A 16,173-nucleotide genomic window follows, 5' to 3' on the forward strand; every position below is an offset into this window, starting at 1 on the left:
ACTTATTTCAAGGAGCTGAACCTAACCTACACGGTCCCGACGCCAGATTGCGTGTCAGTAGCGTGTCAGTCCCCAAAAACGGAAAAATCCGCCGAAGCGGATTTCTCAACATTATCAAAGAATGAGATGGTGGGCGTGACAGGGATTGAACCTGTGACCCCTACGATGTCAACGTAGTGCTCTCCCGCTGAGCTACACGCCCATCTGACGGGCGCATACACCATATTGAATTGTGTCCGTCAATAGCGATGAGAGGAAGTTATCAGGCTTTCTTTGCCAGAACGAAAGAATGTCGCAGCGGTCCTACGCTGCGACCAGCATTTTTTCGATCTCGTTGACGAGATCGCGCAGGTGGAACGGCTTGGAAAGCACTTTCGCGTCTTTCGGAGCCTTCGAATCGGAATTCAGGGCCACGGCGGCAAAGCCGGTGATAAACATGATCTTCAGGTCCGGATCGATTTCAGACGCCCGGCGCGCAAGTTCGATGCCATCCATTTCCGGCATGACGATATCCGTCAAAAGGAGCGAAAACGGCTCTTCGCGCAAACGGTCGTAAGCGCTGGCGCCATTGTCGAAATGGGTGACATGATACCCTGCCTTTTCCAGCGCCTTGACCAGAAAGCGCCGCATATCGTTGTCATCTTCTGCAAGAAGGATTCTCTTCATCAGTCCGTCCGAATTGTCTAGCGCCGGATCATCCCCATGCCAGCGTCCTGTGGATATTCAGAGAACGCTTTTTTGGTAAAGATCGCGTGAATGATTTGCTAGAAATAAGGGCGAATGGTGCAAAAGTCGAGGTGGTCAACACGGCATATAGCACCTACGCCGGAAGTAGATCATGTAGACCATAAAGTTGGCTGGATGGCGCCGTTGGTCAATTCCATCCGAAGGAAACTTGCACTAGAGTGTGAGGACTATCCCGCAGCAAACCTTGAAGTGAATGATGACCGTCGAGCGCGATTTTGCTGATAATCCTCCTTACGAATTGCGGCAACCGTCCGATCAGCGCATTCCATTTGTTTTCAATTCGCCGCATAGCGGACGATTGTATCCGGCAGCTTTTCTTCAACAATCTCAACTTGATGCGCAAACTATCCGCCGTTCGGAGGATTGCTTTGTCGATCAGTTGTTTGCTTCAGCCGTCATGCTCGGGGCGCCCTTGATGGTTGCGCATTTTCCGCGGGCGTATCTTGACGTGAACCGGGAACCCTACGAACTCGACGCCAAGATGTTTCTCGAGCCGCTGCCTTCTTACGCCAACGGTACCTCTGCGCGCGTCGCCGGCGGACTAGGAACTGTCCCGCGCCTTGTCGGCGAGGGGCAGGAGATTTATGCGCACAAATTGCCCCTCACGGAAGGGCTGGAACGAATCAACACGATCTACAAGCCGTACCACGCGTTGCTCGGGGATGTTCTTGCGGCAACACGGAAGCAGTTTGGCTATAGCGTGCTTGTGGATTGCCATTCCATGCCGACGGGCATCCGCTTTCCCGAAAGTGGAATGCGGCCGGACTTCATCATTGGCGACCGGTTTGGCACGAGTTGTGCGCCAGAGCTTGCCAATTCAGCGATCCATCTATTGAGAGAGATGGGTTATCTGGTGGCGCATAACAAACCCTATGCAGGCGGCTACATTACAGAGCATTATGGCCGGCCGCTGAAACGATTTCATGCGCTGCAAATCGAAGTCAATCGCGGCCTTTATCTCAACGAACATAATTACGAACGCAAGCCCGGCTTCAATCAGCTGCAGCGCGATATCGCCCAATTCCTGGCCGACCTTGTTTCGCTGCCGGACTTCTATTTCATGGACACGCCACTCGCGGCGGAATAGCCCATTGGGAAGGAGCGTGTGGCGGCGCTTCCCAAGCAAAAAAAGACCGCGCATAAGCGCGGCCCAAGTCTAGGGAGGAAACGCCCAAGGAGGGCATAGACAGGTCGCCCCGTCCATGCACCAATCTATGCTGCGTCGCACAAATGTCAAGTGTTTTGTGTGTTTTTTTGTGCACTATTATTGCGTGCCTAAAAAAAATGCAAAAAATTGGCCAGCAATGCAGATGAATGAGGATGTTTTAATCGTAAGGAGCCACTTTGGTCGCAGAACTTTCCTTTTTGAAGCAGATCGCCCGTGTTGCCGCCGAGCAAACCCTGCCGCGCTTTCGCAACATTTCGCTGATCGACAACAAATATCAGACGGGATTTGACCCGGTCACAGAGGCCGACAGAGAGGCTGAGAAGGCGATTCGCAGGCTGATCAATGCGACCTTCCCCGAGCACGGCATTCTGGGGGAGGAGTTTGGCGGGGAAAATCTCGATCATTCGCATGTGTGGGTGATTGATCCGATCGACGGTACCCGAGCGTTCATCTCCGGGATTCCCGTGTGGGGCACACTCGCCGGTCTTACCGTCGATGGGGACGCCGTGGCCGGGCTGATGGCGCAGCCATTCACGAATGAGCTGTTCATGTGCGACGGCGAGGCGTCCTGGTATGAGGGCCCGGGTAGCACCCGACGACTCGAGACGCGCAAGACCCGTGAACTGGCCGAAGCGACGTTGTTTACAACGACGCCGGCAATGTTCAAGGACCAAAAGCGCGTGGCCTATGACCGTGTCGAACAAAGCGTCAGGCTCGCGCGCTATGGTACTGATTGCTATGCCTATGCCATGCTCGCTGCCGGCTTTGTCGATCTGGTCATTGAAACCGGGCTGCATCCCTATGACATCGTTGCGCTCGTGCCGATCATCGAGAAGGCAGGTGGCGTGATCACGACCTGGGATGGAGGAGCTGCGGAAAAGGCCGGCAGTATCCTCGCCGCCGCTACGCCAGAGCTGCATGCGCAAGCGCTGGAGCTGCTTGGTCGTTAACCGGTCAATCTAAGCGATTCGTCTCCGGTGCCCGGAATGAAGGCATCGAAGGCGGCGAAGAATTGCTCACGATAGAAATCCTTTTCCTGAAGGATCTCATGCTTGGCACCATCGATCGTGAGCAAAGTCGTATTGCGTACCTGTAAAGCAAAGCGTTCGACCGCAGGCGTGGACACGACACTGTCGGCGCCTGCCGCGATGACCAGCATCGGGATCCGGATCGTTTCAATGAATTCCGGGCGATTGATTTGCTTGATGGCTTTGGCAGCGGCAGCGATCCAGCTTGCCGTTGGTCCGCCAATTGCAAGGTCCGGTGCTCGTTCAAGAATTTCGCAATTGCGCAAATAGCGCGCTTCGTCGGATGTTACTTCGTTGACGGCAAACGATTTCATCTTGTGCGGGCCGCCCAGCATGTAGGCTCCGCCGAGGCCGGTTGATCGCAGGGTCCTCGCGGCAAGGCTGGCCATCATTTTTCTGGTGCGGCTGCCGTTGATGTCGAGCAGTGGCGCCAGCAAAACCATCCGGCGGATGCGGTTGGAAAGGGCCGGTGCTGCCAGTAAGGCCGTGAGGGCTCCCGCCGAATGGGCGAGAATATAGTAGGGACCGCGGCAGTCGGGCAGAAGAACCGATTCGAACAGCAGTTCGAGATCTGAGGCGTAATTATCGAAGCTCTTCACATAGCCTTTGGCACGATTGCGCAAGAGGCGGCTAGAGGCGCCTTGGCCGCGCCAGTCGAACGTTGCCACCGTAAATCCGCGGTCAGCAATGTCGCGTACGGTTTCGAAATATTTTTCAATGCATTCGTTGCGGCCATGCAGAACGATAACGGTACCCTGAACAGGCTGGTTGCCGGCAGAGGTGATCGCATAGCGCAACTCTTTACCGCCGGCGAGGGGCAGGGAATCGACGCGCGTGCCTGAGGGGATGGGATTGGATGCGGTTTCGACAAGCGCTCGGATCATTTGAGTTGATTGGTCCTCACCCCGTGCCTGCAGTCAGTGCGAAAGTCGGTGCTTCACTTTGATAAAAGGCGCCGAGGCGAAGGTCAAATGAGCTTTCAAAAAAAGAATGACCGGAAACTCTGTCGGGAGCTTCCGGTCAGTACGTTCCGGGTGGAAGGGACGTTACACCCGCAACGATTTCGGCTTTTGGACTCAGTAAGCCGGGTTTATCTCAATGCTGAAACCGCTGCGGCGGTCTCTGTAGCGATCGCCACCCATGCGCCGGGTCTCAAGAATCTCGCCATCGCGCGAGACAACAACCAGCACTGGTTCGCCGCGGCGGGAAGTGCGGGCGAAGTAACGGCCACGCTCAAAATTGACATCGCGGACACGGAAGCCGCGACGCTCGAGCATGCGGGCTACGTCGCGGGGGCCGAACCGGTCGCGATAGTAGCGCCGGTCATCGCGGTAACCGTCTCCGTAGTAGCGACGATCCTGGATCAGATAGCCATCGTCCTCGTCGTCGTCGACATAGACCGCCGGCGAGCTGTCGCGATAGTAGCGGCCATCAGCCATCGCCGAAGAGGCGAAGCCGGTAACCAGAAGCGCCGTGGCGGCAAGAGCGAGAACGGTTTTCTTCATTATTTGTATCCTCTGTACTGTTGGATCGTTTCCAACCTTGAGTGCAGTTATAAAGGCATCGACGTGAACGTATTCCGAAGATGATGTTCATTTTGCGTTCATCCACAGGGCGCGACGCCATGGTCCCACCTTGTCGATTCTGCCCTTGGAACGCCCTTGAAAGTGGCGAATTGCCTTACCAAATAAGTTTTGCAGCCGCCATAACGGGGCTGCTGGTTCAGCGAGACTTGCCATAAAGGGAGTCTCAACAAGAGCCAAAATACGCAAACATTGTCGCTCTAAAGGAGGGCTAAACCATGCGTCACGTTGATTTTTCCCCACTCTACCGTTCAACTGTCGGTTTCGATCGGCTCTTTACCATTCTTGACTCGCTGGCTCAGCCGGAAGGTGCCCAGACCTATCCGCCTTACAACATCGAGCGGACTGGCGATAACACCTACCGGATCACCATGGCCGTAGCCGGTTTCTCGGAGGACGAGATCCAGATCGAGGCTCATCGCAACCAGCTCAAGGTGACTGGCGAGAAGAGCAATGACAAGTCTGACGAGAATGCCGAAACCCTTTACCGCGGTATCGCCTCGCGCGCTTTCGAACGCCGCTTCCATCTCGCCGATTTCGTCGAGGTCAGTGGTGCTAGCCTGAAAAATGGCCTGCTGCACATCGACCTCAAGCGCGAAATTCCCGAAGAGATGAAGCCGCGCAAGATTGCTGTGACTTCCCTGTCTGACAAGGAAGCCAAACAGATCGAAGCGAAGGCTTCCAACTAAGCGATTGGTAGGGTAGTCAGGAAGAAGCGGCGCGAAAGCGCCGCTTTTTTCATGCGATCAGTTCACCGAAGCGATCGATTTCTTCGGGTGAAGTGGCGAAACTGGTGACCAACCGGACAAGCGTTTCATTCTCGTCAACGAGATGTCTTTCCGAATATGGAGGCTTCCAGTCGTAGAACACTGCGCCGCGCTCATGAAGATTTTTGGCCGTGTCTTTTGCCATGATGGCGAAAACTTCGTTGGCTCGTGGCTGCCAGGCCAGCCGCAAGGTGTTGGATGCGGTGATGTGGCCGCAAAGGCGAGCCGCCATGGCATTGGCATGGCCTGCCAGCTCAAGCCACAATCCATCGGCAAAATAGGCCTCGAACTGGGCTGCGATGAATCTGGATTTCGAAAAAAGTTGTGCTGAGCGCTTGCGAATGAAGGGCATATCTCTCGCCTTGGCCGGATCCATGAAAACCAGAGCCTCGGCACACCAGCAGCCGTTCTTGGTTCCACCAAATGAGAGAATATCGACGCCCTGACGCCAGGTCATATCTGCCGGGGAACAGCCGAGCGAGACAAGGGCGTTGGCGAAGCGTGCGCCATCCATATGCAGCGGCAGGCCGTTTTCGCGGCACAGCGCCGAAATGGCGGCGATTTCGCCTAAGTCGTAGAGCGTTCCGATTTCAGTCGACTGGGTAACAGAAACCCCCATTGGCCGTCCTGCGTGCACGTCGCCCGGAGCAAAGCCCTTGATGGCAGCCTTCAGATTATCGATGCTCATGCGGCCGATCGGGCCATCGACCGGATGGAGACGGGCTCCACCGGTGAGGAATTCAGGGGCGCCGCCTTCATCTTCAATGAGATGGGCGCCGCGATGGGCGAGTGTCACACCGGCCGGCTTTGCAATACTGGCCTGCGCCAGCGAATTGGCGGCCGTGCCCGTGGCGACGAAGAAAACCGCAACTTCCCGCTCGAAAATCTCATTGAACGTCTGCTCGACAGCTTTATCCAGCGTGCTCGTACCATAGGCGCTCGCAAATCCGCTTGCATGTTTATTCAGATTCTCCGCAATTTTCGGATGGGCTCCGGCCCAATTATCGGAAGCAAAATGCATAAATGACCTCGGGTTTCGCGTTGGCGCCAACACGCATACGCCTTTCGCCCGGAGGTGAAAAGGGAACTGTAATTCCTGGCCGCGTGGAACCATCTGTTTTTTCTTGGATTTTTAGCGGAAACCACCTGATTCGAAATTTACGGGATACTTTTAGCGCATTTTGCGCAATGATATTTCGCCGAATGCTGATATTTTTTACTTTTCCATCTTGTTTGTTTGGAATTATTCTGGCATACGACAATAAGACAGTAATGCTGTCCTATTTTGTGCGAACTGAAAACGAGGATGGTGAGCAAGGCTGCTTCCGTCCTTATAATGGTGACCGCAATCTGCAAACGGAAGATATGCCGCAGCAAGGCGGGACTGGAATTATGGTATTCCGTCCCAAGAAGTGATGACCGCCCGCAATGGGCTCAAATGGAGGAATTGACGATGTCGGATTTGACGCCATCTGTAACGACTGAACTCGCTCAGGCCGTACAGACTCGTGCGGTCAAAACCAATAAATCGTCAGGCATTCCAACCCGACAAGGCCTGTATGATCCGCGCAACGAGCATGACGCCTGCGGTGTCGGTTTCGTCGCGCATATGAAGGGCGTCAAGTCGCACAAGATCATTGAAGACGGGCTATTCATGCTCGAAAACCTGACGCATCGCGGCGCTGTTGGTGCCGATCCCCTGATGGGCGATGGCGCAGGTATGCTCGTGCAGATTCCCGATGCCTTCTTCCGTGCGGAGTGGGCGGAAAAGGGTGTCGAACTTCCTCCCGTCAACCACTATGCCGTCGGCTACCTGTTCATGCCCCAGGACCCAGATGAGCGGGCCCATATCGAAACGGTGATTTCAGAAGTCATCGCCTCGGAAGGTCAGTCATTGATCGGTTTCCGCGATGTTCCTGTCGATAACTCGTCGCTGTCGAAGGCCCCGCATATTGCGGCAACCGAGCCATTCCACCGGCAGGTGTTCATCGGGCGCAACCCCAACATCGAAACGAACGAAGATTTCGAAGGCCGCCTGTTTGTTCTTCGCAAGGTGATTTCGAACCGCATCTATCAGGAGAATGGCGGCAAGGAGAGCGATTTCTACGTCGTCTCCATGTCTGCGCGGACGATCGTCTATAAGGGCATGTTCCTCGCTTACCAGGTCGGCGCCTATTACAAGGATCTGAACGATCCGCGTTTCGAAAGCGCAGTCGCGCTTGTACATCAGCGCTTTTCGACCAACACCTTCCCATCGTGGAAGCTGGCGCATCCCTATCGCATGGTAGCCCACAACGGCGAAATCAATACGCTGCGCGGCAACGTCAACTGGATGGCGGCACGCCAGGCGTCGGTCGACAGTGAATATTTCGGCAATGACATCTCCAAGCTCTGGCCGATCTCCTATGAAGGCCAATCGGATACGGCCTGCTTCGACAATGCCCTGGAGTTCCTGTTCCAGGGCGGGTACTCGCTCGCCCATTCCATGATGATGCTGATCCCGGAAGCATGGTCGGGCAACAAGCTGATGTCCGACGACCGCAAGGCGTTCTACGAATATCATGCGGCACTGATGGAGCCGTGGGATGGCCCGGCAGCGGTTGCCTTCACCGATGGCCGCCAGATTGGCGCAACGCTCGATCGCAATGGTCTTCGCCCGGCCCGCTATATCGTCACCGATGATGATTTCGTGATCATGGCGTCGGAAGCCGGTGTTTTGCCGGTGCCGGAAGACAAGATCGTCAAGAAGTGGCGGCTTCAGCCGGGCCGCATGCTGCTCATCGACATGGAAAAGGGCGAGATCGTTTCTGATGATACGATCAAGTCGGAGATTGCCAACCGCCATCCCTACACGAAGTGGCTGAAGAACACGCAGCTCATTCTGGAAGAATTGAGCCCGGTGGAGCCACGCGCGCTGCGCAAGGATGTCGGCCTTCTCGACCGTCAGCAAGCCTTCGGCTACACGCAGGAGGACACGCGCCTCCTGATGTCGCCGATGGCAACGACAGGCCAGGAAGCCATTGGCTCGATGGGTACCGACACGCCGATTTCGGCCATGTCGGACAAGTCGAAGCTGCTCTACACCTATTTCAAGCAGAACTTCGCGCAGGTCACCAACCCGCCGATCGATCCGATCCGCGAAGAACTGGTGATGAGCCTGGTGTCGTTTATCGGCCCGCGCCCGAACATTTTCGACCTGGTCGGTTCGTCACGCCGCAAGCGGCTTGAGGTGCGCCAGCCGATCCTGACCAATGGCGATCTCGAAAAGATCCGCTCCATCGGCCACACGGAAGACCGTTTCGATACCAAGACGCTGGATACGGCCTATAACGTAGACGAAGGTGCTGCGGGCATGGCCGGTGCGGTCGAGCGGCTTTGCGACCGTGCGGAAGCAGCGGTGCATGGCGGCTACAACATCATCATCCTTTCCGACCGTCAGGTCGGACCAGACCGGATTCCCATCCCGGCGCTTCTCGCGACGGCAGCGGTCCACCATCACCTGATTCGCAAGGGTCTGCGTACGTCCGTCGGCCTTGTGGTCGAATCGGGCGAACCGCGCGAAGTGCATCATTTTTGCTGCCTTGCCGGTTACGGCGCAGAAGCGATCAACCCCTATCTTGCCTTCGATACGCTGCTCGACATGCACAAGCGCGGCGAGTTCCCGCCGGAAGTCGATTCGAAGGAAGTCGTGTCGCGCTACATCAAGTCGATCGGCAAGGGTATCCTCAAGGTCATGTCCAAGATGGGCATTTCCACCTACCAGTCCTATTGCGGCGCGCAGATTTTCGATGCTGTTGGCTTGAAGTCGGAATTCGTCGACCGGTTCTTCTTTGGAACCGCAACGACCATCGAGGGCGTTGGTCTTGAGGAAGTGGCGGAAGAGACGGTTCGCCGTCATCGCGATGCCTTCGGCAACGATCCGGTGCTCGCCAGCACGCTGGAAATTGGTGGTGAATATGCCTACCGCATGCGCGGTGAAGCCCATCTCTGGTCGCCGGATGCGGTTGCGAAGTTGCAGCACGCCGTGCGGACGGATTCGCCGAGCACCTTCAAGGAATACTCCGACATGGTGAACAGCCAGTCGGCCCGGGCAAAGACCATTCGCGGTCTGTTCAACATCAAGATGGCTGCGGACACTGGACGCAAGCCCGTTTCGATCGATGAGGTCGAACCGGCCAAGGAGATCGTCAAGCGGTTCTCGACGGGCGCGATGTCGTTCGGCTCGATCAGCCGCGAGGCGCATACGACGCTGGCCGTCGCCATGAACCGGATCGGCGGCAAGTCGAACACCGGCGAAGGCGGTGAGGAGCCTGATCGCTTCTATCCGCTTCCCGACGGAAAGCCGAACCCTGAACGCTCGGCGATCAAGCAGGTGGCGTCCGGCCGGTTCGGTGTGACGACGGAATATCTCGTCAACTCCGACATGATGCAGATCAAGGTTGCGCAGGGTGCCAAGCCCGGTGAAGGCGGTCAGCTGCCCGGCCACAAGGTCGATGCGACGGTCGCCAAGACCCGTCACTCAACGCCGGGCGTCGGCCTCATTTCGCCGCCGCCGCACCATGACATCTACTCCATCGAGGATCTGGCGCAGCTCATCTATGACCTGAAGAACGTCAATCCTGAAGCCGATGTGTCGGTCAAGCTCGTCTCGGAAGTCGGCGTCGGCACGGTTGCCGCCGGCGTTGCCAAGGCGCGTGCCGATCACATCACCATTTCCGGCTATGATGGCGGAACGGGTGCGTCGCCGCTGACTTCGCTGAAGCACGCTGGCAGCCCTTGGGAAATGGGTCTGGCGGAAACACAGCAGACGCTCGTCCTCAATGGTTTGCGCTCACGCGTTGCCCTGCAAGTGGACGGCGGATTGCGCACTGGGCGCGATGTCATCGTCGGGGCACTGCTTGGCGCTGACGAGTTCGGGTTCTCCACGGCGCCGCTGATTGCCGCCGGCTGCATCATGATGCGCAAGTGCCACCTCAACACCTGCCCGGTCGGCGTTGCGACGCAGGATCCCGTCCTGCGCAAGCGGTTCAAGGGTACGCCGGAGCACGTCATCAACTTCTTCTTCTACATGGCGGAAGAGGTAAGGCAGTTCCTGGCCGAGATGGGCTATACCAAGCTCGAACAGATCGTCGGAAGGGCGGAACTGCTCGCGAAGCGTGAGATGATCGACCATTGGAAGGCCAAGGGTCTCGACTTCACGCGGATATTTCACAAGCCGGAAGCACCTGAGGAAAAGACGCGCTGGACCGAACGGCAGAACCATCCAATCGTTGATATACTCGACCGCAAACTGATCGAGCAGGCCAAGACCGCGCTCGAAAGCAAGATCCCGGTCAAGATCGAGATGGATATCAAGAACGTCGACCGCTCTGCCGGTGCGATGCTCTCGGGTGAAGTCGCCAAGCGTTACCGGCACAAGGGCCTTAAGGAGGATACCATCTCGGTCAAGTTCCGCGGAACGGCCGGACAGTCCTTTGGTGCCTTCCTGGCACGCGGTATCTCGTTCGATCTGATCGGCGATGGCAATGATTATGTCGGCAAGGGCCTGTGTGGCGGCCGCATTGTCATTCGTCCGTCGGAAGAGGCGAAGATCGTGCCGGAAGATTCAATCATCGTTGGCAATACGGTTCTCTACGGTGCGATCGAGGGCGAAGCCTATTTCCGTGGTGTGGCCGGTGAGCGTTTTGCCGTCCGCAACTCCGGTGCCATCGCAGTTGTCGAAGGTACCGGAGATCATGGCTGTGAATACATGACCGGCGGCGTTGTCGTCGTCATCGGCCAGACCGGCCGTAACTTCGCCGCAGGCATGTCCGGCGGTGTCGCTTATGTACTTGACGAGGCTGGCGATTTTGCCCAGCGCTGCAACATGGCCATGGTCGAACTCGAGCCGGTTCCGGAAGAAGACGATATCCTTGAGAAGTTGCACCATCACGGTGGCGACCTGGCGCACAAGGGACGAGTGGATGTGTCGGCGAATATGACCCGGCACGATGAGGAGCGTCTTGTGCAGCTCATTTCGAACCACATGCACTACACGGGGTCGAGTCGAGCCAAGGAAATTCTCGATAATTGGGAAAGCTTCCGGCCGAAATTCGTGAAAGTCATGCCGGTCGAATATCGCCGCGCGCTCGAAGATATGGAGCGGATGCGGATGGGTGTCGCAGCCGAATAAGGTCAACTCACTCCATGCTTCGAGCGTCGTCATGATGCTCGGCATGGGGTCCAATGCTGCCCAAAGCCGCGTGCGGGATGGGTGGCCCTCCGAGAGGCGAGGGGAGCAATTTTATGGGTAAGGTTACAGGTTTTCTAGAGATCGACCGGCAGGTCAGCAAGTATCAGCCGGCTTCCGACCGCATCCGGCACTTCCGGGAATTCACCATTCCCATGTCGGATAGCGAGGTCAAGAAGCAGGCGGCGCGCTGCATGGATTGCGGCATTCCATTCTGCCATGGGCCGACGGGATGTCCGATCCACAACCAGATCCCAGATTGGAACGATCTGGTCTACAACGACAATTGGGATGAGGCGATCCGCAACCTCCATTCCACCAACAATTTTCCGGAATTCACCGGCCGCATCTGCCCGGCTCCCTGCGAGGAAGCCTGCACGCTGAACCTTGAAGACGTACCTGTTTCCATCAAGACGGTGGAACAGGCGATCGCCGACAAGGCCTATGAAAAGGGCTTCATCATTCCGCAGCCCGCCGCCTCGAAGACTGGCAAGAACGTCGCAATCATTGGCTCGGGACCCGCCGGTCTGGCCGCAGCCCAGCAACTTGGCCGTGCGGGACATGAAGTCCACATATACGAACGCGAGAGTCGTGCGGGTGGATTGCTGCGCTACGGCATCCCTGATTTCAAGATGGAGAAGCACTTCATCGACCGCCGGGTTAGCCAGATGGAAGGCGAGGGTGTTACGTTCTTCTGCGGGGTCAATGTCGGAATTGACAAGCCAGTTCAAGAACTTATCGATACCTATGACGCCGTGCTCTATTGCGGCGGCGCTGAGACACCAAGGCCAGCGGGCATCCCCGGGGGCGAGTTTGACGGCGTCCATGACGCCATGCATTACCTCGTCCAGCAGAACCGCCGCATCGGCCGCGAGAACATCGAGTCCGTGGCTTGGCCAAGTGATCCGATTGTCGCCTCGGGCAAGCACGTTGTGGTTGTTGGCGGTGGCGATACGGCCTCGGACTGCGTTGGCACGGCGTTCCGTCAGGGCGCGGTGAAAGTGACCCAGCTCGACATCCGTCCGCAGCCGCCGGAAAAGGAAGACAAGCTCAGCATCTGGCCCTACTGGGCGACAAAGATGCGCACCTCATCGTCGCAAGCCGAAGGTGCGGACCGTGAATTCCAGGTGGCAACGCTTGAATTCATTGGTGAAAATGGCACGCTGACTCACGTCAAGTGCTGTGAGGTCGATGAGGCGCGCAAGCCGATCGCCGGCACTGAATTCTTCATCAAGGCGGACCTTGCTTTCATCGCCATTGGCTTCTCGGGGCCTTTCGAGAACAATATAGTCAAGGAACTTTCAGGTTCGCTCGACATGCGCGCTGACCGTCGCGGTAATCGTTCGGTTGCAGCCGACGACAAGAATTACCGGACCAGCGTCGACAAGCTCTACACGGCCGGCGACGTCCGCCGCGGACAGTCGCTGGTGGTCTGGGCGATCCGCGAAGGTCGGCAGGCGGCGCATGCCATCGATGCGGCGCTTATGGGATCGTCGGTTCTGCCGAGATAGAATTTCAACCCGGCACGTCCAAAAATCGCGTGCCGGTTGAAAATCTTGTACGAGAATTGCGAATTCTTGTGTGGTTTTTGGGTGTTCTTATGTAAGAACTGAGACATTCCGTGCGAAATTCGCGCAGGAAGTGATGCGGTCCATTTTTGATATCGAAAATTTGCCGCTGCTGAAGTCCTGCTAACGGACGGCGCCGGTCGTCGGCGTTGCTTCCGGCTTCTTCGGCCATGAAAAATCGTTGACGCGGCCCGGCTGACTGTCCGGCGCGACGCCATCGATGACGAGGCGGTCACGCGCAGATTTGTCAGTGGGGGATGGGGGACGTGGCGCGCCACCGAGGAGATCGGTGCCGCCATCGAGTTCGGGATCGCTGAGGCTGATCGGCGCGAGCCGGTCGACCTTCATTGGCGACTGCGGAGTGTCCGGGAGAGCCTGCACCGGTGCACCCGGCTTGATTGCAGCAATATCCGGCGAGGTTGCATTGCCGAGCATCTGCCGCAATGGCTTTTCCACGTAGAAGGCAAGCTTGCGCTTGCCGGCCGGGGTCAGGCCGATACCGTCATTGTTGCGCAGACGGGCCGTCTGACCGGACATGTCAAAGCCTGACAAGGTGAAATTGCCGCTCTGGTCGACAAAGCCGTCCCAGACGTCGACAAATTTTCCGTCGGCCTTTTCCGCGGCATTGCGGTAAAGCTCGTTGAAGGCAAGCACATCGTCGGTGATGCTCTTCGATTTGAAGGCTGGCTGGCCGACCCAGACCACCGGGCGTCCTGTCTTCTTGACCGCCTCGAGGAATGCGTTCATCCGGGTCTGATATTCCTTGGCCCACTCATCACTCAGCAGAGCCTGCCCGTCAGAAAATTGCTGGCGATCGTTGGCGCCGATCATGATCACGACAATGGCAGGTTTTTCCGCCTCGATCATGCCGCCGATCGATGCCGGCCAGTCCCGGTGATCATTGCGCACGAAGCCGGAGGAGCCGTCGGCCTTATCGACAACACGCACGCCTGGGGAATCGACGAATGCAGCATCCAGACCTTCCGCCAGGCTGCCCGCCATGAAATCGCCGACAACGAGCACCACCTTTGCATCGGCCATTTTCTCGGGGATGGGTGACTGCTGTGCGCTCGTGGCCGGCCCCGGCGCTTCGGTGAGCGGAGCCGGACGTGCACGCGCCCGCTTGGCCGGCCGGTTCCGGCTTGGCTGCCGGACCCTCCTTCCGTAGCCGTCTTCGATGAGCCGGTCCGTATTTTCGCGATAGACCTCGCGCGGCCCGAACAACATATCGAGGATCGTTCTGGCCGCAGCGGTTTCGACGAAGACCATGCTGCCAGCAAGGCCGAGGACCATTGACAGCAACAGGGGTGAGAAAGAGGTGCGTGGTTCGCCGTTCGACAGCTCACGAGGGTCACCATGAGGGAGATCGGTGGACTGCATCGATAATCGCCAGCCTTGCAATTTCTTTCCTCCTGCAATCAACGCAGCTCCGTCATTGTGAGCCTGTCGAACCACCACAGCGGTTCCGCAGATCGACCAGAGACGCCCTTCTACTTCTTCCGAATGACGGTCAGCAATTCCATGCTTGGATGGCCATCCGGATCAAGGCCCATCTGCTTCTGAAATGCCTGGATGGCATTGCGCGAGCTGTCGCCGATTTTTCCGTCGACCTTTCCGTCATAATAGCCGAGTTCGCGCAAATGCGACTGCAATTCTTCGCGCTCCTTCATGGTAATCGGGGTGAAGGGGCGATTCCAGTCCTGGCGCAGTCCCGACGAACCGCCGATCTGATCGGCGAGAAGGCCAACACCAAGCGCATATTTATCGGCATTGTTGTAGTTTTTCAGGACGTAGAAGTTCTTCGTCATCAGGAAAGACGGGCCCTGGCGGCCATCGGGCACTTTCAAAGTGACCTTTTCGTTGGCGCGCGGGAATGCCTTGCCATTGGCGCGGACGACGCCAAGGCTTTGCCATTCGGCAACCGTGCGCGAACCTGAAGGGAACTTGCGCCCCGCCGGCAGGACGACCTCATATCCCCAGGTGCGGCCGGGCTCCCAGCCGTTCTTGTGCAAGAGATTGGCCGCGGTTGCCAGCGCATCCGGTACAGAATTCCAGATATCGCGCTTGCCATTGCCATCCATGTCGACTGCATAAGCCAGGTAGCTGGTCGGGATGAACTGGGTATGGCCAAGGGCGCCAGCCCAGGAGCCGGTCAGATGACTGCGATCGATGTCGCCGGTCTGCAGGATCTTCATGGCGGCAATGAGCTGGGTGCGTGCGTATTTGGCCCGCTTCGGATCAGCATAGGCGAGGGTGGCGAGCGAACGCACTGCGTCGCGCATAACATCGTCGCGCTTCATGATCTCGCCGAAATTGGTTTCCATCGACCAGATGGCAAGCAGGATATTGCGATCGACGCCGAAGGATTTTTCAATGGCGCTGAGCCAGCGGCTATATTTGCGCGCCATCTCGCGGCCTGTGGCTATGGACTGCTCATTGACGCGGTTGTCGAGATAGCCCCAGACAGGTTCGGTGAATTCCGGCTGGAACTGGGCTTTCTGCAGGACTTCCGGATCAATATCCGTCACGCCGGCAAAAGCCCGGCTATAGGTGGCGGCCGAGATACCACTCTTCATGGCTGTTCCACGAAAATCCGCAATCCAGCTCTGGAACCTTGCATCGGCGGCCGCATTGTTAACGGTGCCGGCAAAACTTAGGCCCGCTGCAGCAACAACCATCAAAATGCGTTTGGCGAAAGCCGATGAATTCACCATTCTTGTTTTCTCCTCGAGCTGTGTTTCCACATTTTTGGGTCAAACGATAAAATACACACCTCAAAGTTAGGAATTGGTTTACCATGCACGATCAAACGAATGTCGTTCGGCTACATTAACAGTGGCAAAGAATATTTATTTTACACTCGCACGCATTTTGGGTTTTTGAAACGAAATTGTCCAGCGGACAACATGAGGGTCAGGACCTGTTAATATGATCGAAATGGCGCCTGAAACGGCAAGCAGATGAAGACAGCGGTGGAGGGCCGGACACCGAACAGATGGCCTCATATCATTCTGACCGGATTAACAGGTCCGGACCCTAAGTTTCGAACCAATTTCGCAAAGGATTGTAGGCAAATTTGAAGT

12 protein-coding genes and 1 tRNA gene are annotated in these 16,173 nt (G+C 57.0%); 6 read left to right on the forward strand and 7 right to left on the reverse strand.

Going from position 1 to position 16,173, the window contains the following annotated elements; genetic code table 11:
• Nucleotides 1-127 precede the first annotated feature (127 nt).
• Together AAAC48_RS21910 and AAAC48_RS21915 are read right to left on the reverse strand one after the other, a co-directional pair.
• A tRNA-Val gene (locus AAAC48_RS21910) sits at nt 128-202 on the reverse strand.
• A gap of 101 nt (nt 203-303) precedes the next feature.
• Complete coding sequence (locus AAAC48_RS21915) at nt 304-666, reverse strand: response regulator (protein WP_027229490.1); 363 nt, start codon at nt 664-666, stop codon at nt 304-306.
• 277 nt (nt 667-943) lie between these two features.
• Between AAAC48_RS21915 and AAAC48_RS21920 the strand changes: the two genes are divergently transcribed.
• Nucleotides 944-1,834 carry an N-formylglutamate amidohydrolase gene (locus tag AAAC48_RS21920; RefSeq protein WP_340656243.1) on the forward strand — a complete coding sequence of 297 codons (891 nt, stop codon included), beginning with the start codon at nt 944-946 and terminating at the stop codon, nt 1,832-1,834.
• Between the two features lie 257 nt (nt 1,835-2,091).
• Nucleotides 2,092-2,865 carry a histidinol-phosphatase gene (gene hisN / locus AAAC48_RS21925; protein WP_340656221.1) on the forward strand — a complete coding sequence of 258 codons (774 nt, stop codon included), beginning with the start codon at nt 2,092-2,094 and terminating at the stop codon, nt 2,863-2,865.
• Here hisN and AAAC48_RS21930 read toward each other — a convergent pair.
• Together AAAC48_RS21930 and AAAC48_RS21935 are read right to left on the reverse strand one after the other, a co-directional pair.
• Complete coding sequence (locus tag AAAC48_RS21930; RefSeq protein ID WP_340656222.1) at nt 2,862-3,827, reverse strand: alpha/beta hydrolase; 966 nt, start codon at nt 3,825-3,827, stop codon at nt 2,862-2,864. The two genes, hisN and AAAC48_RS21930, sit on opposite strands and share 4 nt — an antisense overlap.
• A gap of 192 nt (nt 3,828-4,019) precedes the next feature.
• Nucleotides 4,020-4,448 (reverse strand): antifreeze protein, encoded by a 429-nt coding sequence (locus AAAC48_RS21935; protein ID WP_340656223.1) that lies wholly within the window; start codon nt 4,446-4,448, stop codon nt 4,020-4,022.
• A 296-nt stretch (nt 4,449-4,744) separates the two neighbouring features.
• On the opposite strand from AAAC48_RS21935, the gene AAAC48_RS21940 reads away from it, so the two are divergent.
• A complete protein-coding gene (locus AAAC48_RS21940; RefSeq protein ID WP_340656224.1) occupies nt 4,745-5,215 on the forward strand; it encodes an Hsp20 family protein in 471 nt (156 codons plus the stop codon).
• A 49-nt stretch (nt 5,216-5,264) separates the two neighbouring features.
• Here the strand turns inward: AAAC48_RS21940 and AAAC48_RS21945 are convergent, their stop codons facing one another.
• Nucleotides 5,265-6,314, reverse strand: a complete 1,050-nt coding sequence (locus AAAC48_RS21945) for a low specificity L-threonine aldolase (RefSeq protein WP_340656225.1) — start codon at nt 6,312-6,314, stop codon at nt 5,265-5,267.
• Between the two features lie 2 nt (nt 6,315-6,316).
• Between AAAC48_RS21945 and AAAC48_RS21950 the strand changes: the two genes are divergently transcribed.
• From AAAC48_RS21950 to AAAC48_RS21960, 3 genes are all read left to right on the forward strand, one after another.
• Nucleotides 6,317-6,709 (forward strand): hypothetical protein, encoded by a 393-nt coding sequence (locus AAAC48_RS21950; RefSeq protein WP_340656226.1) that lies wholly within the window; start codon nt 6,317-6,319, stop codon nt 6,707-6,709.
• Between the two features lie 37 nt (nt 6,710-6,746).
• Nucleotides 6,747-11,465: a glutamate synthase large subunit gene (gene gltB, locus AAAC48_RS21955; RefSeq protein ID WP_340656227.1), complete on the forward strand. Its 4,719-nt coding sequence runs from the start codon at nt 6,747-6,749 to the stop codon at nt 11,463-11,465.
• Nucleotides 11,466-11,578: 113 nt separating this feature from the next.
• Nucleotides 11,579-13,033, forward strand: a complete 1,455-nt coding sequence (locus AAAC48_RS21960; RefSeq protein WP_340656228.1) for a glutamate synthase subunit beta — start codon at nt 11,579-11,581, stop codon at nt 13,031-13,033.
• Nucleotides 13,034-13,213: 180 nt separating this feature from the next.
• On the opposite strand, the gene AAAC48_RS21965 is transcribed toward AAAC48_RS21960, so the two are convergent.
• Nucleotides 13,214-14,470, reverse strand: coding sequence for a DUF459 domain-containing protein (locus AAAC48_RS21965; protein ID WP_340656229.1), 1,257 nt, complete (start codon nt 14,468-14,470; stop codon nt 13,214-13,216).
• A gap of 110 nt (nt 14,471-14,580) precedes the next feature.
• Complete coding sequence (locus tag AAAC48_RS21970) at nt 14,581-15,804, reverse strand: lytic murein transglycosylase (RefSeq protein ID WP_340656230.1); 1,224 nt, start codon at nt 15,802-15,804, stop codon at nt 14,581-14,583.
• Nucleotides 15,805-16,173 lie beyond the last annotated feature (369 nt).

Origin of the sequence: Phyllobacterium sp. (assembly GCF_037994405.1) — a bacterium.
Classification (GTDB): domain Bacteria; phylum Pseudomonadota; class Alphaproteobacteria; order Rhizobiales; family Rhizobiaceae; genus Phyllobacterium.

Excerpts from the sequence above, each read along its gene's own strand:
- AAAC48_RS21915 (WP_027229490.1), bottom strand. The coding sequence starts at position 666 with ATGAAGAGAATCCTTCTTGCAGAAGATGACAACGATATGCGGCGCTTT.
- AAAC48_RS21920 (WP_340656243.1), top strand. The coding sequence starts at position 944 with ATGACCGTCGAGCGCGATTTTGCTGATAATCCTCCTTACGAATTGCGG.
- AAAC48_RS21930 (WP_340656222.1), bottom strand. The coding sequence starts at position 3,827 with ATGATCCGAGCGCTTGTCGAAACCGCATCCAATCCCATCCCCTCAGGC.
- AAAC48_RS21935 (WP_340656223.1), bottom strand. The coding sequence starts at position 4,448 with ATGAAGAAAACCGTTCTCGCTCTTGCCGCCACGGCGCTTCTGGTTACC.
- AAAC48_RS21940 (WP_340656224.1), top strand. The coding sequence starts at position 4,745 with ATGCGTCACGTTGATTTTTCCCCACTCTACCGTTCAACTGTCGGTTTC.
- AAAC48_RS21945 (WP_340656225.1), bottom strand. The coding sequence starts at position 6,314 with ATGCATTTTGCTTCCGATAATTGGGCCGGAGCCCATCCGAAAATTGCG.
- AAAC48_RS21950 (WP_340656226.1), top strand. The coding sequence starts at position 6,317 with ATGACCTCGGGTTTCGCGTTGGCGCCAACACGCATACGCCTTTCGCCC.
- gltB (WP_340656227.1), top strand. The coding sequence starts at position 6,747 with ATGTCGGATTTGACGCCATCTGTAACGACTGAACTCGCTCAGGCCGTA.
- AAAC48_RS21960 (WP_340656228.1), top strand. The coding sequence starts at position 11,579 with ATGGGTAAGGTTACAGGTTTTCTAGAGATCGACCGGCAGGTCAGCAAG.
- AAAC48_RS21965 (WP_340656229.1), bottom strand. The coding sequence starts at position 14,470 with ATGCAGTCCACCGATCTCCCTCATGGTGACCCTCGTGAGCTGTCGAAC.
- AAAC48_RS21970 (WP_340656230.1), bottom strand. The coding sequence starts at position 15,804 with ATGGTGAATTCATCGGCTTTCGCCAAACGCATTTTGATGGTTGTTGCT.